Below are 17,910 nucleotides of genomic sequence, written 5' to 3'. Positions count from 1 at the left end.
CGTGGAAGCGGCAGGGGCCTAGCGTCCGGTGGAGGGGAATCTGAAACATTTCATTCGACTCTGCGATCCGAGGAGCCGCCGTGCAGAGGGTCTGCTTCCTGCTGAAGGTCCGCGCCGGACGGACGGAGGAGTACCGGGCCCGCCACGCCGAGGTCTGGCAGGAGATGCGCGACGCGCTCACCGCCGCCGGCTGGCGCAACTACTCGCTCTTCCTGCGCGAGGACGGCCTCCTCGTCGGCTATCTGGAGACCGAGGACTTCGAGCGGGCGAAGGCGGCCATGGAGGCCACCGAGGTCAACGCCCGCTGGCAGGCCGGGATGGTCGGCTTCTTCGAGGAGCTCGACGGGCGCCGGCCGGACGAGGCGATGCGCCCGCTGGCCGAGGTCTTCCACCTCGCGTGAGCGGAGCCGCATAGGATGCGACAGACCGCGGCCCCGGACGGCCGGGGCGGTACGGGGCAGGACGGACGACCAGGTGGGACGCAGGTGGGACGGGTGACGGGCACCGCGCGGACGGTCGGGATCAAGGACGTGGCGCGGGAGGCCGGCGTCTCCGTCGGCACCGTCTCCAACGTGATCAACCAGCCCGACCGGGTCTCACCGGCCACCCTGGAGCACGTCCGCCGGGTCATCGACCGGCTCGGCTACGTGCGCAGCGAGTCCGCCCGCCAGCTGCGGGCCGGCCGCAGCCGGATCGTGGCGCTCCTCGTCCTCGACATGGGCAACCCCTTCTTCGTCGACATCGCGCGCGGCGCCGAGCGCGCCGCCCGCGCCGCCGGACTCGGCGTCATGGTCTGCAACAGCGACCAGAACCCGGGCGACGAGGCCGACTACCTCTCCCTCTTCGCGGAACAGCGGGTCCGGGGCGTCCTCGTCACCCCCGCCGACCCCAGCGGCGCCAACCTCCGCGACTTCCGCCGCCACGGCATCCCCTACGTCCTGGTCGACCGGGTCGGCGGCGACGGCGGCGGCTGCTCGGTCTCCGTCGACGACGTCGCCGGCGGCTCCCTCGCGATCCGCCACCTCGCCGCCACCGGCCACCGCACCTTCGCCTACGTCAGCGGACCCGACCGCCTCCAGCAGGTCCGCGACCGCCGCGAGGGCGCGCTGCTCGCGCTCGCCGAGGCCGGGCTGCCCGCCGGCGCCCTCCGGGAGATCCCGGCGGACCGGCTCGACGTGGCCTCCGGCCGGGACGCCGGCTCCCGCCTCCTCGGCCTCGCCGACCGCCCCACCGCCGTCTTCTGCGCCAACGACCTGCTGGCCCTCGGCGTCCTCCAGGCGCTGTACGCGGCCGGGGTGCGGGTCCCGGAGGACATGGCGATCGTCGGCTACGACGACATCGAGTTCGCGGCGGCCGCGACCGTACCGCTCACCTCCGTGCGCCAGCCGGCCCTGACCCTGGGGGCCCGGGCCGCCGAACTCCTCCTGGAGGAGACCGGCGAGGACGCGGCGGAGCACCGGCACGAACAGCTCGTCCTCCAGCCGGAACTGGTCGTCCGGCGCTCCACCCTCGTGCCCCGCTGACCGCCGGCGCCCCTCGGAGCCCGGGCCCCGGCCCTTTTCCGGCGGGAGCCGGGCCCCGGGCTTCGAGGGGCCCCCGGCTCAGCGCCGTACGCCGAGCAGGTGCTCCAGGGCGAGCTGGTCGAGCCGCTCGAAGGCCATCGAACGCCCGGCGGCCGCGTCCACGTCGAAGGTCTCGTACGCGGTCGGGTCGGCCAGCAGCCCGGCCAGCCCCTCGGGCGCGGTCGGCACGGCCAGCTCGGGCAGCCGGGAGGCCGCGAGCGCCTCCTGGACCTCCGCGTCGGCCCGGAACTCCGCCGCCCGCTCCCTCAGGACCAGGTAGTTGCGCATGCAGTTCTTCGCCGACTCCCAGACGCCGTCGAAGCCGTCGGTGCGCACCGGCTTGAAGTCGAAGTGCTTCGGACCGGAGTAGCCCGCCGACTCCAGCAGGTCCACCAGCCAGAACGCCTGGCGCAGGTCGCCCGCGCCGAACCGGAAGTCCTGGTCGTACTTGATGCCGGACTGGCCGTTGAGGTCGATGTGGAAGAGCTTGCCCGCCCACAGCGCCTGCGCGATGCCGTGCGGGAAGTTCAGCCCGGCCATCTGCTCGTGGCCCGTCTCCGGGTTCACGCCCACCAGCTCCGGCCGCTCCAGCCGCTCGATGAAGGCGAGGGCGTGGCCGATGGTGGGCAGCAGGATGTCGCCGCGCGGCTCGTTCGGCTTGGGCTCGATGGCGAAGCGCAGGTCGTAGCCCTGCTCGGTGACGTACTGCCCCAGCAGGTCGAAGGCCTCCTTCATGCGGTCCAGGGCCACCCGCACGTCCTTCGCCGCGCCCGACTCGGCGCCCTCGCGCCCGCCCCAGGCGACGTAGGTGGTGGCGCCGAGCTCCACGGCCAGGTCGATGTTCCGGATCGTCTTGCGCAGCGCGTAGCGGCGCACGTCCCGGTCGTTGGCGGTGAAGGCGCCGTCCTTGAAGACCGGGTGCGTGAAGAGGTTGGTGGTGGCCATCGGCACCTTCAGGCCGGTGCGGTCGAGGGCGTCCCGGAACCGCTTCACGACGGCCTCGCGCTCCGCCTCCGGCGCGCCGAAGGGGACGAGGTCGTCGTCGTGGAAGGTGACGCCGTACGCCCCGAGCGCGGCCAGCCGCTCGACCGACTCGACCGGATCGAGGGCGGGACGGGTCGCGTCTCCGAAGGGGTCGCGGCCCTGCCAGCCGACGGTCCAGAGGCCGAAGGTGAAACGGTCCTCGGGGGAGGGGGAGAAACGCTCGGACATGGTGGGTCCTTCTTCTGGCGGGTACTGGCGGCCGGATTTGTTATCTGAGATAACTAATCCGGGACAACTAATACGCCACCAGCCCCCGGGACGCCAGCCCCGGGCGGCGAACGGCAGGAACGAGAAGAGGTGAGGGCGTGCCCGTCAGCCGCTCCGTCGTGATCGGTGTGGACAGCTCCACGCAGTCCACCAAGGCCGTCGCCGTCGACACCGCCACCGGCCGGGTCCTCGGCACCGGCCGCGCCCCGCACACCGTCACCGGCACCGGCGGCGCCCGCGAGAGCGACCCCGAGGAGTGGTGGACCGCCCTGGTCACCGCCGTCCGCGCGGCGCTCCACGACGCCGGCACCGGACCCGGAGGCGCCATCGACCCCGAGGACGTCGTCGGCATCGCCGTCGCCGGCCAGCAGCACGGCCTCGTCGCCCTCGGCGCCGACCACCGGCCGCTGCGCCCCGCCCTCCTCTGGAACGACACCCGCTCCGCCCCCCAGGCCGCCGCCCTCACCGACCGCCTCGGCGGCCCCGGGGCCTGGCTGGACCGCACCGGCTCCGTCCCCGTCGCCTCCATGACCGCCGCCAAGTGGCAGTGGCTGCGCGAGCACGAACCCCACCACGCCGAGGCCACCGCCGCCGTCCGCCTCCCGCACGACCTGCTCACCGAACGCCTCTCCGGCGAGGCCGCCACCGACCCCGGCGACGCCTCCGGCACCTGCTGGTACGCCACCGCCGACGGCGCCTACGACCCCGACGTCCTCGCCCTCCTCGGCCTCGACCCCGCCCACCTGCCCACGGTGGCCCCCACCGGCGCCACCCGCGTCGGCGGCCTCACGGCGGCCGCCGCCGAAGCCCTGGGGCTGCCCCGCACGGTCGCCGTCGCTGCCGGAACCGGCGACAACATGGCCGCCGCCATCGGCCTCGGCCTCGGCACCGGCGGCCTCCTCGACCACCCCGTCGTCAGCCTCGGCACCTCCGGCACCGTCTTCGCCGCCACCCGCACCCGCCCCGCCGACCCCGCCCTCGCCGGCTTCGCCGCCGCCGACGGCACGTACCTCCCGCTCGGCTGCACCCTCAACTGCACCCTCGCCGTCGACCGCTTCGCCGGCCTCCTCGGCCTCGACCGCGAGGACGCCCTCCCCGGCGGCGAGACCGTCGTCCTCCCCTACCTCGACGGCGAACGCACCCCCGACCTCCCCGCCGCCTCCGGCCTCGTCACCGGCCTCCGCCACACCACCGACCCCCGCGCCCTCCTCGGCGCCGCCTACGAAGGCGCCGCCTTCACCCTCCTGCGCGCCCTCGACGGCCTCCTCACCGCCTGCGGCCTCGACCCCGCCGACCCCGCCGTCCGCGACCGCCCCCTCCGCCTCATCGGCGGCGGCGCCCGCGGCCGCACCTGGACCGAGACCGTCCGCCGCCTCTCCGGCCGCCCCCTCGTCCTCCCCGCCGCCACCGAACTCGTCGCCCTCGGCGCCGCCGCCCTCGCCGCCGCCGCGGCCACCGGCCAGAACCCCGTCACCCTCGCCACCGCCTGGGGCACCGGCACCGGTCAGACCCTTCCGGCCGTCGCCCGCGACGAGGAGACGTGGGGGCGGGTGGAGGGGGTGTTGGCGGCGGCTGGGCAGGGGTTGTTGGGCTGAGGGCGGGGGCAGGGGGGGCAGGGATCCGGGATCCGGGGGTCGGGATTCGGGGGTCGGATCCGTGATCCTGGATCCAATATTCTGGATCCGAGATCCGAGACTTTGGATCCAGGGTCCGGAATTTTGGATCCGGGATTTTGGATCCTGGATCCACGGTCCACCCGCCCCGAACTCCGCGCGTCCGACCGCGCACCCGACCCGGGCGGCACCAGAACACCACACACGGGGGCGGCATGTCGGGACCTGCAGTGGGACTGTTGCTCTTCGAGCGGCGCGCGTTCGAGGACATCCTGGCCGACGTCGTGCCATGGCTGGAGAGCTTCTGCCGACCGGTCGAGGCCAAGGCCGGCGGCACCCTGGACTTCTGGGTGGAGGACGGTTCGGCCGTGGGGTTCCCCGTGCCGGATCCCACCGGAGTGGGCGTCTTCTTCCTGACGGAGGACCAGGAGACGCCGGGGGAGGACGAGGACTACTCGGCCCTCTCCCGGTCACCGGTGCAGGGGCTGGTGCTCGGTGCCGGCTGCTCGGGCCCGGCGAACCACCGGCTGCTCGGCCACCTGGCGCTCGCACTCGCCCGACGTCTCGAAGCACTGGTCGACTTCGACGGTGTCCTGGTCTCCTCCGCCTCCTGTGGCGACACGGACGAGGGGGCGTCTCCGGACCGGGCGAGAGCGTTGGTCGCCGCCCTTCCCGGAAGGGTCGTGGAAGTCCCGTACGAGACCGGGGACGGCGGGCGGGGGGTCCGGCACGTCGGTGACGCGGAGTTCCTGGCGGCATGGCTGCGGCATCCGGACTTCCACCTGGTCAAGTAGCGCCCGTCAGGGACAATGGCGCGCATGACGAATTGAAGAGCACCGGCAGGCCGGCGGCACTGGACGAAGGTCGCGGCCTGGGACACGGTCGAGGACGGCGACCGCCGTCTCTGCGCCGCCTGCGGGACTCCCGTCCGCTCGTACCGGTTCCGCCTCCACCCTCCCGATTCCCCCTTGTTCGAGCGGTGCGTCGGCCTGGCCTGGTGCTCCGGGTGCCGGATCTATTCGGGTGCGATGGTCCGCGTACCCCGGACGCGTTCCCTCGTCGACGCACTGGCGTCCCTCCCGCCGGAGGAGCGCGCCCGGCTGCACCGAAGCGAGACGAAACTGATCGACCACCTCGAACGGTGACCGCGAACGCCGGCGACGGCCGGATGGCGGGCCGGGGCAGTCCTCGGAGCCTCGGCCGTCCCTCAGGGCGGCGGGGCGCTGATCTTCCATGAGGAGGACCGCCGGCGCCTCTCCGCCAGGACGCCCATCCGCCCGCAGGGTCCCGGGCGGAGCCTGGGAGAGGGGCACCCCTCGGCGGCGCCTGCGGTCATGCTCCCTGGAAGACCAGGGCCAGTACCTCCGTCAGGCGCCGCTTCAGCCCTTCCGCGTGCGGGAGGTGTACGGGGGCGGGGGCGCCGTGGATCCGGACGCCGGTGTCGGCGAGGAGGTACAGCATCCTGAGTGTGCGCATGGCGTTGGAGGTGTGCGCGGCCACGGTGGGAGCACCACGCCGGCCGGCGGCGAAGTCCGTCTCGATCGCGTCCAGCCAGCGGGTGGCCTCGGCCTCGGAGAGTTCCGGGCGGGTCAGCGTGCGGGCGATGCCTTGCGCGAGGCGGTCGTCTTCCTGCTGGGCGAAGATCTCGTCGGTCGGGGCCACGAGCCGCTCCGCCGCCAGGTCCAGCACCTCCTTCGGGTCGACCTCCGGGTGGAGCCCGAAGGCGCCCAGCAGGTCGGCGCCGTGTGCGACGGCGTGGAGCCAGCCGAGTTCGCGGTCGTACCCGCGCAGGTCCGTCTCGGCGGGGAACCAGCGCCGGAAGGCGGCGAGCCACGCCGGGTCGAAGTCGCCGCGGCCGACGATCATGTCGAGCACGAGCGGGGCGAAGGTACGTGCCTGGATCTCGGGGTCGTCGAACCGGTCGGCCATCACCGTGCCCAGCCGGGCGCGCATCGGCTCGTCGATGACGTCCCGTCGGATCCAGGTGCGCAGCACCACGTAGGGGGCACCATCGCGGATGTCCGGGTCCGGGTGGCGGAGGGCCTCGGCCAGTTCTGCGACGAGGGCCGGAAGTTCGGCCGCCGCCGGGGCGGGGCAGTCGTTCTCGTAGAGGTACAGCCAGCGGGCCGTGTCGATGGAAGGCGTGTCGTCGATCTTGGTCACCGCCTCACCTTTGGGGAACGCCTCCGACAAGGCAACCGATTATCGGACGGATGCGGGGCGGCGGTCGGCCCTGGCCGGGGCGGCCACCTGCCCTGCTCGCGCGGCAGGTCAGGCCACGGAGCACCGGTCCGCACCCGCCACCGCACACCGTCCACCGACATCCGCCGGGCCGCCGACCTGCGACTCGCGCCGGCGGCAGGCGGCAACGATTCCGGCGCCGACCTGCGACTCGTGCAGGCGGCAGGCGGCGACGGCTCCGACGCCGACCACGGCTCAGCCCTCCGCGCGGTCCTCCCCGTTCTTCGCGGTCTCGTCGTCCGTCTTCTTCTTGTCGGCGGGGCGTTCGCGGGGGCGTTCGGCCTCGGTGGCGGCGAGTTCGGCGGCGGCCGAGTAGGTCTCGGGGACGGAGAGGAGGGAGGCGACGCCGCGTGCTGCGGCGCCGGCGGCTCGTACGACTGCCTCGGTCAGTTCTTCCACCATGGTGGCCCCCTGGGTCTTTCGCGTGTGGTGCTTGTGCCTTCAGGGACGAGCGGGGGCGCCGGAAGGTTGAGCGGTCGCCTTCGCGGCGCTGACGAAGGCGCGCACGAGGGCGTGGTCCTTCACGCCGGGGGAGGATTCGACGCCGCTGGAGACGTCGACGCCCCAGGGGCGGGCGGTGGCGATGGCCTCGGCGACGTTGTGGGGGGCGAGGCCGCCGGCGAGGAGCCAGCGGCCCTCGGGGCGGGCGGTCTCCAGGAGGGAGAGGTCCCAGCGGGAGCCGGAGCCGGCCTTGGGGGAGTCGAGCAGCAGGATCTCCTCGCCCAGGGCGCCCACGCGGGTGTCGGGGCCGTCGGCGAGCGCGGTCGCCCGCCACAGGTGCGGGAAGATCCCGGCGGCGGCCTCGAACTCGGGGCGGCCGTAGGCGCGTCCGTGCAGCTGGAGCGCGTCGAAGCCGAGGTCGGCGGCGATCCGGGCGGCCTCGGCGGCCGGGGTGTCGTTGACGACGAGGACCGACACGACGCCGTCCGGCACGTGCGCGACGAGCGCCGGCACGCGGGCCCGGTCGAGTCCGCGGACGCTGGTCCCGCTGATCACCAGGCCGATCGAGTCCGCGCCCGCCCCGGCGGCCACGTCGATGTCGGCGGTCGTGGCGAGCCCGCACACCTTGACGAACACTCTGTCGCTCCTCTGCTTCCGTCCCGGCGCCGCCGAGCCTACTGACCGCGCCCGGCGGCGTCGATCCGCCGCTGGTGGATCCGCAGGTGGAGGGTGGCGAGGTCGAGCAGCGGGGTCGGCACGCCGAGGGCGCGGGCCCGCGCGGTCAGGTCGCCGAAGAGGTGCTCGACCTCCGTCGGCCTGCCCGCCGCCAGGTCCCGGTAGAGGGAGGGGACCAGCGGGGAGCCGGGTGCCGAGACGACCGCGAGGGTCGCCGCCCGCTCCTCCTCCGGCACCGGGTGTCCGGCCGCCGCGGCCACCGCCGCCGCCTCCGCCAGGACCGCGGGGCCCAGCTCCGGGCCGCCGGGCGCGTCGTACACCTCGCCGACGGTGCCGCGCATCAGGCTCGTCACCGCCCCGATCGTGGCGATGAAGACCCACTTGTGCCACATGGCGGTGACGATCGACGCGGGCACGGGTGCGTCGATCCCGGCGCCCTCCAGGACCGTACGGATCTCCTCCACGCGCGGCGAGACCCCGCCGTCCCGTTCGCCGAGGGCGAGGTGCGCCAGTGGCGCGAGGCGCCGGACGACGCCCGCGTCGTCGAGGGTCGTGACCACCTTCGCGACCCCGCCGAGGACGGCCCCGGCGCCGAACCGGGCGTCCAGCGCGTCGAGGTGGGCCATGCCGTTGAGCAGCGGCAGCACCGCCGTGCCCGGCGCGACGAAGGGCGCCAGGTCGGTCAGGGCCGTGCCGAGGGCGGTCGACTTCACGCCGAGCAGGACGAGGTCGTACGGGTCGTACGGGGGTTCCTCGCCGGCCGTGACGAGCCGGGGCGCGTCGAGCACCCACTCCTCGTCCCGGCCGGCCACCCGCAGCCCGCCCTCGCGCAGCGCCGCCGCCCGGCCGGGCCGCACCAGGAAGGCGACATCCTGCCCGGAGCGGGCCAGCATCGTGCCGAAGTAGCCACCGGTGGCACCGGCGCCGACGACCAGGATCTTCACGGGGTTCCCTTCGAGGGGCGCCGGACCGGCGCGGCGGGCAAGGGGGCGAGCAGGGGGGTGAGCAGGCGGTGCGGGCGGGCCAGGGCCGCCGTCACCGGATCGACGTCGGTACCGGGATCGACGTCGGTACCGGGATCGACGACGGTACCGGGATCGGCTTCGGTACCGGGATCGGCGCCGCCCTCCGCATCGGCGCCGAGCCCCGGCCCCGGGGCGACCAGGAGGTCCCCGGGCGGGACGGGCGTGCCGCAGCCGGAGCAGTGTCCGTCGGGGCCAACCCGCGCTCCGTCGGCGTGGTGCAGGAAGAGCCGGCGCGGGCCGCCGGGCGCCGGGGCGTGCTGCTCGCCCCAGTCGGTGAGCGCCCGGACGGCCGGCCACAGGCCGAGGCCCTTCTCCGTGAGGACGTACGCCTCGCGGCGGCCCGTGCCGGGCTCCGGCCGGCGGTCCAGGACCCCCGCCGCGACGAGCCCGGCCAGCCGGTCGGCGAGCACCGCCCGGGGCACCGCCAGGTGCGCGGCGAACTCGCCGAACCTGCGCACCCCGTAGAAGGCGTCCCGCAGGATCAGCAGGGTCCAGCGCTCGCCGACGACCTCCATCGCCCGGGAGAGGGCGCAGGTCTGGCCGCGGTAGTCGCGAGGAAGCGTCATCGGTGGTCCCGTGGAGGAGCCATGGGTGGTCGCGGGGCAGCGTCGTCGGCGATCGCGAGGAGCGTCATGCCCGGCAGCGTAGCCGAAAGGACGCGAAAAGAGTTCGGTCACCGAACTTTTCCGCGCCCGGGGGCCGGTCCCCGGACACGTTTCTGTTCGAGCGAAAGGGGCGACTAGGCTCACGCTCACCATGAACCAGCCCACGGAACCCAAGGCCGACAAGTCGGGCGTGCGCCGGCACAACCTGAGCCTCGTCCTCAGGACCGTCCACGACGCGGGCGAGACCACCCGGGCCGCCGTCGCCGCCCGGGTCGGCCTCACCCGGCCCGCCGTCTCCTCCCTCGTGGAGCAGCTCCTCGACCTCGGGTTCCTGGTCGAGTCCGGCAAGACCTTCAGCGGCCAGGCCGGCCGGCCCGGCACCGTCCTCAAACCGGCCGGGACCGGCCCCGCGGGGCTCGGCGTCGAGATCAACGTGGCATACGTCGCCGTCTGCCTCGTGGACCTCAACGGCGCCGACCGGATCCGCCGCTCCGTACGCCTCGACAACCGCGCCGCCGACGCCCCCGAGGTCCTCGCCCGCGCCGCCGGCGTCGCCGCCGAGGCGCTCGCCGAGGCCGCCGCCCTCGGCCTGCACCCCACCGGCGCCGCCCTCGCCCTGCCCGGCCTGGTCTCCGGCGGCACGGTCCGCCAGGCCCCCAACCTCGGCTGGCACGGCGTCCCCGCCGAGGAGCTGTTCGGCGACGCCCTGGCCGCGCTGCGGCCCGCCGCCGGCCGGCTCCCGGTGGCCTCCGACAACGAGGCCAACATGGCGGCCCTCGCCGAACTCCGCTTCGGCACCCCCGGCACGCCCCGCACCTTCCTCCACCTCACCGGCGAGACCGGCGTCGGCGGTGCCGTCGTCGTGCACGGCGAACTCCTGCGCGGCGCCCACGGCTTCGCCGGCGAGATCGGCCACCTCGTCGTCGACGCCGAGGGACCCCGCTGCCGCTGCGGCTCGCGCGGCTGCCTGGAGCAGTACGCCGGACAGGCCGCGCTGCTGCGCGCGGCGGACGCCACCGACGTGGACGACCTCGCGGCCCGCGCCGAACGCGAGGACCCCCGGGCACGCGCGGCGCTCGCCGAGGCCGGCCGGATGCTCGGCCGCGCTCTCTCCGGCGCGGTCAACCTCCTCGACCCCGAGGCCGTCGTCCTCGGCGGCATCTACCCCCGCCTGATGCCCTGGCTGGCCCCCGCCGTCACGGCGGAGCTCGCCGAGCGGGTCGTCTCCGGCCTCTGGCCCGCCGACGCCCTCCGGCTGCGCGCCGCCTCCCCGGCCACGGACGCCGCCCGGGGCGCCGCCGCCCTCGTCCTCCACGACATCCTCGCCGACCCCCTCGCCCACACCCGCTGACGGCGCCGGCCCGCGAGGAAAAGGCGGGTGGCCGCGGCGGCCCCCGGTCAGGGTGCGCAGATGACGGAGACGCCGAAGACGACGGAGCGGACAAGAACGACGATGACGGCGGCGACGGAGTTCGTCGCCCCCCAAGCCGCGCCCCGGTGACCGGGTCGCCGTGCTCTCGCCCACCGCCGGGCCGCCCGAAGTCCTCCCGCGCCCGTTCCATCGACCGGCCGAACGACGCCGCCGCCCGGGCCACCCACCGCGAGGCCCGGCGCGCCGCCGTGCTCCGCGCCCTCGACGCGTACGCCCCGGACACCCTGGCCGTCCTCGACGTGGACCTCGGGCACACCGATCCGCAGGTGGTGATCCCGTACGGCGGGACCGTCCGCGTCGGCGGCCCCGCCCGCCGGATCACCGTCACCTGCCGACGCCGGCCCGGGCGCGTCAGCCGGCCTCCCGCCCGCACCGGACCAGGTGGTCCCGGACCAGCGCCACGTGCGGCGAGGCCGGCGGACCCGGCCGCTGCACCAGGAAACCCGTGTTGATCGGCGGGTCCTCCGGCAGGTGCAGCGGTACGAGGGCCCCCGAGGCCAGCTCCGCGGCGCACAGGTAGCGCGGCAGCACGCTCACCCCGGCGCCGCCCGTCACCGCCGCCCGCACGGCCCGCAGGTCCGGCACGGTCACCGCGGGCACCGCCGTCAGCCGCCGGCCGAAGACGTGGCGCCAGTACCGGCGCAGGATCGGCAGGTCCTCGGCGTACGCGACGAGCGGCACCCCGTGCAGCGCGGCCGGGCCCTCGGCGGCGACCCGGCCGCCGATCCGCTCCGCCCACGCGGGCGCGCCGACCAGCACGAACTCCTCGTCGGAGAGCGGCAGCCAGGCGAGGCTGCGCCCCCGGGGCCGGGCCGTCGCCACCACCAGGTCGTGCCGTCCCGCCCGCAGTTCGTCGAGCAGGCCCTCGGTGAGGCCGAAGGAGACCCGCAGCCGCACCCCCCGCTCCACCAGCGGGGCCAGCGTCGGCAGCACGGAGTGCGACAGGTACTCGGCCGGGCCCGCCAGATGGACGGGCTCCGCCGGGCCGTCCCCCTCCGGTGCGCCGTCCGGCGCCCCCGCCGCGGCGACCAGCGCGTCCAGCGGGTCCATGATCCGCGTCGCCAGGTCGTCCGCGAAGGGGGTCGGCACCACTCCGCGCGGCCGGCGCTCGAACAGCTCCCGGCCGAGCCGCCCCTCCAGCGTCCGCACCTGCGCGGTCACCGTCGGCTGCGACAGGCCCAGGACGCGGGCGCCCGCGGTGAGGGCCCCGGCCCGGTACACGGCCAGGAAGGTCCGCAGCAGATTCAGGTCCGGCAGCCCGTTCCCGGGGCCGGCCCCCGGCCCCGACCCGCTCCCCGGACCGACCCCCGCCCCCGACCCGCTCCCCGGACCGTTCGCCGTGTCGGCCCCTGCCCCCGACCCGCTTTCCGGACCGCTTCCCCGTCCGGCCTCCGGTCCCGCCCCGTTTTCCGACCCGTTCCCCGGACCGGCCCCAGGTCCGGGGCCTGCGGCTATTCCCGGCGACCCATCGGAATTCCTATCGTCCACATGTCCGAGCCTATTGGATTCTCATGGGTCGCGACCCCTACGGTCGGAGCCATCGGCGGCAGCCGGTCCCGCACCTGGGGCCCGTACCCGCCGCCCCGCACCCGACCGAGAGGCCCCGCAGACCCATGTCGAAGATCCTTTTCGTGCTGACCGGCGCCGACCACTGGACCCTCGCCGACGGCACGAAGCACCCCACCGGCTTCTGGGCGGAGGAGGTCGCCGCCCCCTACGAGGCGTTCACCGCCGCGGGCCACGAGCTCGTCGTCGCCACCCCCGGCGGCGTCGTCCCCACCGTCGACCGGGGCAGCCTCGCCCCCGAGGCCAACGGCGGGGCCGAGGGCGCCGCGCGCGTCACCGCCGCGCTCGACGCCTTCGCGCAGCTGCGCACGCCGATCCGTCTGGAGGACGTCGACCTCGCCGAGTACGACGCCGTCCTCTACCCCGGCGGTCACGGCCCCATGGAGGACCTCGCCGTGAACGCCGACTCCGGCCGCCTGCTCGTGGCCGCGCTCGCCTCCGGCAAGCCGCTCGCCGTCGTCTGCCACGGTCCCGCCGCCCTCCTCGCCGCCGTGCGCGAGGACGGCACCAACGCCTTCGCGGGCCGTCGCGTCGCCGCCTTCACCGACGCCGAGGAGACCCAGGCCGGCCTCGCCGACAAGGCGAAGTGGCTCCTGGAGACCCGCCTCCGCGAGGCCGGCGTCGACGTCCGGGCCGGCGAGTCCTGGGCCCCGAACGTCGTCGTCGACGGCAACCTGATCACCGGCCAGAACCCCGCCTCCTCCGCCCCCCTCGCCGCCGAGGTCCTGAAGGCCCTGAACTGACCCCGTAGAACGGCCCGGGGCCGCCGGAACCCCCAGCGGCCCCGGCCACCCGCCCCCGGCCCCCGCTCCCAGGCGTTCCGGCGCCGCCCTCACGTCAGACCCCTCACCCCTGACGCCTCCTCCCGGACCCCTCATCCCTGACCCCTCACGCGAGCCCCTCGCGCGAGGGGCCGGGCGCGAGCGCCCGCGCCCCCGCCGCCCCAGGTCGCCGTCCTCTCATCCCGCTCTCACGCGGGCCTTATCCCGGGCTCACACGGCGGTCCTACCTTCGCGCCATGTTCTTCACCTACCTCCGGCGCGAACTGCGCCGCCGCAGAAAGGCGGCGCTCGTCGTCGCCTCCGGCCTGGCGCTCGGCATCGCGCTGGTCATCGTCGTGACCTCGGTCTCGGCGGGCATGAAGCAGGCCCAGGGCAAGGTCCTCGAATCCCTCTACGGGCTCGGCACGGACCTCACGGTGACCAAGGCGCAGGAGCGGCCCGCCGAGGGCGCGCAGCCGACGCGGCCGCGGTTCGAGTTCCAGGGCCGGGGGACGGCGAGGCGCAGAGCAGCGACCGGCTGATGGTCCAGGGCTTCCAGACCCTCGCCGACTCCACCGTCGCCACCGTCGCGAAGCAGTCCGGCGTGGACCGTGCCGTGGGCGGCCTCAGCCTCGTCGACCTGAAGATCGACGGCGAGTTCCGGCGCGGCGAGATCCAGCGCGGCGAAGGCCGGACGCAGGGCCAGGGCGGCCAGGGGCAGGGCTTCGGGCAGGGCGGTCCCGGAGGCGGCGGCTCCGGCGACACCGTCACCGGGGGCGGCGCCTCCTTCGGCGTCGACTCCTTCACCCTCTACGGCACCGACGTCACCGTCCCCGACCTCGGCCCCCTCACCACCTCCACGCTCACCGGCGGCCGCACCTTCAGGACCACCGAGACCGACGCGGCCGTCGTCGTGGTCGACAGCGCCTACGCCCAGCAGAAGGACCTCGCCGTGGGCGACGAACTCACCGTCAAGGACGTGAAGTTCGAGGTCATCGGCATCGCCACCGCCGACAGCGGCCAGGCCGCCGCCCAGGTGTACCTGCCGCTGAAGCGCGCCCAGACCCTCTCCGGTTCGGCGGGCAAGGTCACCACCGTCTACGTCAGGGCCACCGACTCGACGAAGATCGACGCCGTCAAGACCGCCATCCAGAAGAACGTCTCCGGCACCACCGTCACCACCTCCGCCGACCTCTCCCAGACGGTCTCCGGCTCCCTCGACACCGCCGCCGGGCTCGCCTCCAGCGTCGGCCGCTGGCTCTCGTACGCCGTCCTGCTCGCCGCCGTCCTCGTCGCCGGGCTCCTCACCTCCGCCGCCGTCAGCCGCCGCGTCCGCGAGTTCGGCACCCTCAAGGCGCTCGGCTGGAAGAGCGGCCGGGTCACCCGCCAGGTCGTCGGGGAGGCCCTCGTCAACGGCGTCATCGGCGGCGTCCTCGGCATCGCCGTGGGCCTCGCCGGCGCCTACGCCGTCACCGCCGTCAGCCCCACCCTCACCGCCGAACTCGGCGCGAGCACCGGCGGGTTCACCGGCCGCGGCGGCATGGGCGGCATGGGCGGCGGCGCGGGCTTCGGCGGCGGGCCCGGCGCGGCGCGCACCGCCGCCGGCCGCAGCGTCGACATCGCGCTCACCGCCCCCGTCAGCCTCACCACCGTCGGCCTCGCCGTCCTCCTCGCCCTCGTCGGCGGTCTCGTCGCCGGTGCCTTCGGCGCCTGGCGCGCCTCCCGGCTGCGCCCCGCCGACGCGCTGCGCCGCGTCGAGTAGCCGCCCACCCCTTCCCGTACCGCAGGAGTCCCACCCATGTACGAACTCATCGGCGTCACCAAGCAGTACCGGCGCGGCCAGGAGAGAGTCGACGCCCTCGCCGGGATCGACCTGAAGATCGCGCAGGGCGACCGCCTCGTCATCCAGGGCCCCACCGGAGGCGGCAAGTCGACCCTGCTCCAGATGCTCGGCGGTCTCGACCGGCCCACCGCCGGCAGCGTGTTTCTCGACGGCACCGACCTCGCCGGACTGTCCGAGGGACGGCTCACGGCCATCCGCAGCCGGTACATCGGCTTCGTCTTCCAGAGCTTCAACCTCATCCCCACGCTCACCGCCCAGGAGAACGTGGAGACCGCGCTCGTCCCGCTCGGCGTCAAGGCGGCCGAGCGCCGCCGCCGGGCCGCCGAGGCGCTGGAGTCGGTCGGCCTCGGCGAGCGCCTCGGCCACCTGCCCTCCGAGCTCTCCGGCGGCCAGCAGCAGCGCGTCGCCATCGCCCGGGCGCTGGTCAAGCGCCCCCAGGTGCTGCTCGCCGACGAACCCACCGGCAACCTCGACGAGACGACCCGCGACGAGATCGCCGACCTCCTCGAAGGACTCTGGCGGGAACGCGGCCTGACCTTCGTGATGGTCACCCACGACAGCTCCCTCGCCCGCCGGGCCCCGCGCCTCGCGACCCTCCGCAAGGGCCGCGTCACGGTCACCGAGAACCCGAAGGCGGCGGGCACCCCCGCCCCGGCGGGCAAGGAGGGCTGAGGAGGCCGGGGAGGGGCGGAGGCCCGGACGGTTCAGATCCGGACGCCGTGCCCGCGCAGGTACGCCAGCGGATCCACGTCCGCGCCGAAGGACGGACCGGTCCGCACCTCGAAGTGCAGGTGCGGACCGGTCACCCGGCCGGTCGCCCCCGAGCGCGCGATCCGCTGCCCGCCCGACACGCTCTGCCCGGCGGACACGTCGACGCGGGACAGGTGGGCGTACTGCGTGTAGCGGCCGTCCGGGTGACGGACCACCACCTCGTAGCCGTACGAGCCCGCGTACCCGGCCCGCACCACCCGGCCCGGCCCCACCGACCGCACCGGCGTCCCGCTCGGCACCGCGAAGTCCTGGCCCGTGTGGTAGCCGCGCGACCAGGGGCCGCGCTCCCCGTAGACGCCGGTGAAGACGTACGACTCCACCGGCGCCGTCCAGCCGCGCGCCGCCGTCCCGCCGCCCGGGGCGGGCCGCGAGGGAGGCGCGGCGGGGGACCCCGTACGGCCGGTGCGCTGCTCGTACTTCCAGCGGTGCGAGGTCCAGTACCAGTGTCCGCCCGACCGGAACCAGTAGACCCGGTCCCGCGCGTCCCAGCCCTGCCGTCCCCGGAACACCGGCTCCCGCGCGGGCCCGGTCCGGTCCTGCGCCGTCGTGCCGCCCGTGCGCCGGAGGTGGACGGACGCGTGACCGGTCCACCGCCACTCGCCGGCCGCGTCGCGGAACCAGTGGCGCGAGCCGTCCCGGCCGGCGTGCGCCGGGGCGGGTTCGGCGGCGGCCGGGGCCGCGCCCGCGGCCGTCAGCGCGACCAGTCCGGCGGCCGTGACCACGGCGCGGCGCACCCCGTGCAGGGACGCCCCGCAGGGCGCCGTCCGCCCGGCCGCCGTCCGGGCCGCGACGGCCCCCGCCGCGCAGCCGGGGCAGCCGCAGTCCTCGGGGGTCTCCTCGACGAAGCCGGGCGCCTCCAGGCCGTCGGGGGCGTCCCCCGCGCGTGTCTTCCGCATGGTCCCCACGGTTCGGTCCTCACTCCCCGTCCTGCCGGGGCAGGTCGCCCCGCCGGGTGTAGAAGGCGACGGTCAGGTCCTTGACCAGGGCCTGGCGTTCGAAGTCGTCGAGTTCGACGAGACCGCGCGAGGTCAGCCGGGCCACGGTGTCGTCGACGGCGTCGATCACGCCGGTGAGCACCGAGTCCCGGTGCCGGGCGTCCAGCGCCGCGAGCTGGCGGCGGCGCATCGCCGCGGCCACCTCGGGCGCGTACTCGATGCGGGTCGGCTGGGCCGAGAAGACGCCGACCGGCCGGCACTCCGCGGCGAGCAGCCGGGTCAGCGCGTCGCCGACCGCCTCCGCGTCCCGCAGCGTCGGCGTCCCGCCCTGGAAGGCGTCGGCGGGCAGCTGCGACAGCACGCGCGCGGTGGCCGCCTCCACCTGCTCCCGCAGGTAGTCGAGGTGGTCGTCGACGGCGTACAGCGCGCGGGCCGTGTCCCGTACGGACCACACCACGAGCACCACGACCCGCAGCGCCGAACCCTCGGCGTCCACCGCGGCGATGGGCTCGCTGCGCCAGTGCCGCAGCCGCACGTCGACCCGGCGGCGCAGCACGAAGGGGCTGATCCAGGTCAGGCCGGTGCGGCGCACGCTGCCCCGGTAGCGGCCGAAGAGGGAGAGGACCCAGGCGGAGCCGGTGCGGCCGCGGGTGAGCCCGCCGAAGCAGAGCACGGCGAGGACGCCGAGGGCGGCGAGCGCGGCCCACTGCCAGGGGTGCGGGTGCGCGGTGGGCAGCGGGCGGGTCCGCCAGAGCAGGGCGGCGGCGGTGCCCAGGGCGGCCGTGCCGGTCAGGACGGCGAGCCAGCCGGGTGCGGCGGGCCCCGGACGCTCGGTCAGGTCGGGCTCGGCGGGCGGGTTCCGGCGCCGCGGGGCCCCGGCGCCGAGGAGGGGCCGGGGAGAGGCGTTGCGGATCCGGGCGGCGGTGTCGGCGGTGTCGGCGGTGGCGTCGGGGTCGTCGGTGCGGTCGGCGCCGAGGCCGGTGCCGAGGCCGAAGCCGGGTCCGGTTCCGGGGGCGGGAGAGGGGTCGGCGCGGAAGAGGTCGTCCATGGCTATGCCGTCGGCGTGCCGGTGCACCCGGACGGGCAGGGCCCGTGTGGTTCGCTCGGTCATGAGGCCCTTCCGGCCGTACCGGAGGTGACGGCGCGTCGGATGATCTTCACGCTCCATCGTCACAGGGGTGTATGTCCG

16 protein-coding genes and 2 pseudogenes are annotated in these 17,910 nt (G+C 75.5%); 9 read left to right on the top strand and 9 right to left on the bottom strand.

The genetic code is table 11. The features are described 5' to 3' along the window. Positions 1–80: 80 nt before the first annotated feature. Both IE326_RS37815 and IE326_RS37810 read left to right on the top strand, forming a co-directional pair. Positions 81–401 carry an L-rhamnose mutarotase gene (locus tag IE326_RS37815; protein WP_190044784.1) on the top strand — a complete coding sequence of 107 codons (321 nt, stop codon included), beginning with the start codon at positions 81–83 and terminating at the stop codon, positions 399–401. Positions 402–494: 93 nt separating this feature from the next. Further along, a complete protein-coding gene (locus IE326_RS37810) occupies positions 495–1,523 on the top strand; it encodes a LacI family DNA-binding transcriptional regulator (RefSeq protein WP_150234520.1) in 1,029 nt (342 codons plus the stop codon). A gap of 78 nt (positions 1,524–1,601) precedes the next feature. Here IE326_RS37810 and xylA read toward each other — a convergent pair whose 3' ends face one another. Continuing rightward, positions 1,602–2,774, bottom strand: coding sequence for a xylose isomerase (gene xylA / locus IE326_RS37805; RefSeq protein ID WP_150234518.1), 1,173 nt, complete (start codon positions 2,772–2,774; stop codon positions 1,602–1,604). Positions 2,775–2,911: 137 nt separating this feature from the next. Between xylA and xylB the strand changes: the two genes are divergently transcribed. Together xylB and IE326_RS37795 are read left to right on the top strand one after the other, a co-directional pair. Then, positions 2,912–4,408, top strand: a complete 1,497-nt coding sequence (xylB, locus tag IE326_RS37800) for a xylulokinase (RefSeq protein WP_190044783.1) — start codon at positions 2,912–2,914, stop codon at positions 4,406–4,408. Between the two features lie 233 nt (positions 4,409–4,641). Further along, positions 4,642–5,220: a DUF6368 family protein gene (locus IE326_RS37795; RefSeq protein ID WP_190044782.1), complete on the top strand. Its 579-nt coding sequence runs from the start codon at positions 4,642–4,644 to the stop codon at positions 5,218–5,220. Positions 5,221–5,758: 538 nt separating this feature from the next. On the opposite strand, the gene IE326_RS37790 is transcribed toward IE326_RS37795, so the two are convergent. From IE326_RS37790 to IE326_RS37770, 5 genes are all read right to left on the bottom strand, one after another. Then, a complete protein-coding gene (locus tag IE326_RS37790; protein WP_229915849.1) occupies positions 5,759–6,589 on the bottom strand; it encodes a DUF2785 domain-containing protein in 831 nt (276 codons plus the stop codon). Between the two features lie 273 nt (positions 6,590–6,862). Further along, the gene (locus IE326_RS37785) at positions 6,863–7,069 is read right to left on the bottom strand and encodes a hypothetical protein (protein ID WP_190044781.1); all 207 of its coding nucleotides are present in this window, start codon (positions 7,067–7,069) and stop codon (positions 6,863–6,865) included. Between the two features lie 39 nt (positions 7,070–7,108). Next, the gene (locus IE326_RS37780) at positions 7,109–7,744 is read right to left on the bottom strand and encodes a phosphoribosylanthranilate isomerase (RefSeq protein WP_190044780.1); all 636 of its coding nucleotides are present in this window, start codon (positions 7,742–7,744) and stop codon (positions 7,109–7,111) included. Positions 7,745–7,782: 38 nt separating this feature from the next. Then, positions 7,783–8,727 carry a ketopantoate reductase family protein gene (locus IE326_RS37775; RefSeq protein ID WP_150234509.1) on the bottom strand — a complete coding sequence of 315 codons (945 nt, stop codon included), beginning with the start codon at positions 8,725–8,727 and terminating at the stop codon, positions 7,783–7,785. Then, positions 8,724–9,374 (bottom strand): winged helix-turn-helix transcriptional regulator, encoded by a 651-nt coding sequence (locus IE326_RS37770; protein WP_190044779.1) that lies wholly within the window; start codon positions 9,372–9,374, stop codon positions 8,724–8,726. Before IE326_RS37770 ends, IE326_RS37775 begins: the two co-directional genes overlap by 4 nt. A 190-nt stretch (positions 9,375–9,564) precedes the next feature. Between IE326_RS37770 and IE326_RS37765 the strand changes: the two genes are divergently transcribed. Together IE326_RS37765 and IE326_RS41285 are read left to right on the top strand one after the other, a co-directional pair. After that, the gene (locus IE326_RS37765) at positions 9,565–10,764 is read left to right on the top strand and encodes an ROK family transcriptional regulator (protein ID WP_190044778.1); all 1,200 of its coding nucleotides are present in this window, start codon (positions 9,565–9,567) and stop codon (positions 10,762–10,764) included. Between the two features lie 194 nt (positions 10,765–10,958). Next, a pseudogene (locus IE326_RS41285) lies at positions 10,959–11,174 on the top strand (LD-carboxypeptidase); the annotation flags it as partial. A 22-nt stretch (positions 11,175–11,196) separates the two neighbouring features. Here the strand turns inward: IE326_RS41285 and IE326_RS37760 are convergent. Further along, entirely contained in the window at positions 11,197–12,102 is a 906-nt protein-coding gene (locus tag IE326_RS37760; protein ID WP_190045043.1) for a LysR family transcriptional regulator, read from the bottom strand. A 356-nt stretch (positions 12,103–12,458) separates the two neighbouring features. On the opposite strand from IE326_RS37760, the gene IE326_RS37755 reads away from it, so the two are divergent. The 3 genes and pseudogenes from IE326_RS37755 (at position 12,459) to IE326_RS37745 (ending at position 15,687) form a co-directional block, all read left to right on the top strand. Continuing rightward, positions 12,459–13,154: a type 1 glutamine amidotransferase domain-containing protein gene (locus IE326_RS37755; RefSeq protein ID WP_150234500.1), complete on the top strand. Its 696-nt coding sequence runs from the start codon at positions 12,459–12,461 to the stop codon at positions 13,152–13,154. Positions 13,155–13,429: 275 nt separating this feature from the next. After that, positions 13,430–14,934, top strand: a pseudogene (locus IE326_RS37750) (ABC transporter permease). A 36-nt stretch (positions 14,935–14,970) separates the two neighbouring features. After that, the gene (locus tag IE326_RS37745; RefSeq protein WP_190044777.1) at positions 14,971–15,687 is read left to right on the top strand and encodes an ABC transporter ATP-binding protein; all 717 of its coding nucleotides are present in this window, start codon (positions 14,971–14,973) and stop codon (positions 15,685–15,687) included. Positions 15,688–15,719: 32 nt separating this feature from the next. On the opposite strand, the gene IE326_RS41975 is transcribed toward IE326_RS37745, so the two are convergent. Continuing rightward, complete coding sequence (locus IE326_RS41975) at positions 15,720–16,682, bottom strand: M23 family metallopeptidase (RefSeq protein ID WP_190044776.1); 963 nt, start codon at positions 16,680–16,682, stop codon at positions 15,720–15,722. A gap of 19 nt (positions 16,683–16,701) precedes the next feature. Then, entirely contained in the window at positions 16,702–17,832 is a 1,131-nt protein-coding gene (locus IE326_RS37735; RefSeq protein WP_190044775.1) for an SPFH domain-containing protein, read from the bottom strand. Positions 17,833–17,910 lie beyond the last annotated feature (78 nt).

Origin of the sequence: Streptomyces filamentosus, assembly GCF_014654895.1 — a bacterium.
GTDB classification, from domain to species: Bacteria; Actinomycetota; Actinomycetes; order Streptomycetales; family Streptomycetaceae; genus Streptomyces; species Streptomyces filamentosus.
This window is presented reverse-complemented; position numbering and strand designations above follow the sequence as displayed.

Excerpts from the sequence above, each read along its gene's own strand:
- xylA (WP_150234518.1), bottom strand. The coding sequence starts at position 2,774 with ATGTCCGAGCGTTTCTCCCCCTCCCCCGAGGACCGTTTCACCTTCGGC.
- IE326_RS37795 (WP_190044782.1), top strand. The coding sequence starts at position 4,642 with ATGTCGGGACCTGCAGTGGGACTGTTGCTCTTCGAGCGGCGCGCGTTC.
- IE326_RS37785 (WP_190044781.1), bottom strand. The coding sequence starts at position 7,069 with ATGGTGGAAGAACTGACCGAGGCAGTCGTACGAGCCGCCGGCGCCGCA.
- IE326_RS37770 (WP_190044779.1), bottom strand. The coding sequence starts at position 9,374 with ATGACGCTTCCTCGCGACTACCGCGGCCAGACCTGCGCCCTCTCCCGG.
- IE326_RS37765 (WP_190044778.1), top strand. The coding sequence starts at position 9,565 with ATGAACCAGCCCACGGAACCCAAGGCCGACAAGTCGGGCGTGCGCCGG.
- IE326_RS37755 (WP_150234500.1), top strand. The coding sequence starts at position 12,459 with ATGTCGAAGATCCTTTTCGTGCTGACCGGCGCCGACCACTGGACCCTC.
- IE326_RS37745 (WP_190044777.1), top strand. The coding sequence starts at position 14,971 with ATGTACGAACTCATCGGCGTCACCAAGCAGTACCGGCGCGGCCAGGAG.
- IE326_RS41975 (WP_190044776.1), bottom strand. The coding sequence starts at position 16,682 with ATGCGGAAGACACGCGCGGGGGACGCCCCCGACGGCCTGGAGGCGCCC.
- IE326_RS37735 (WP_190044775.1), bottom strand. The coding sequence starts at position 17,832 with ATGACCGAGCGAACCACACGGGCCCTGCCCGTCCGGGTGCACCGGCAC.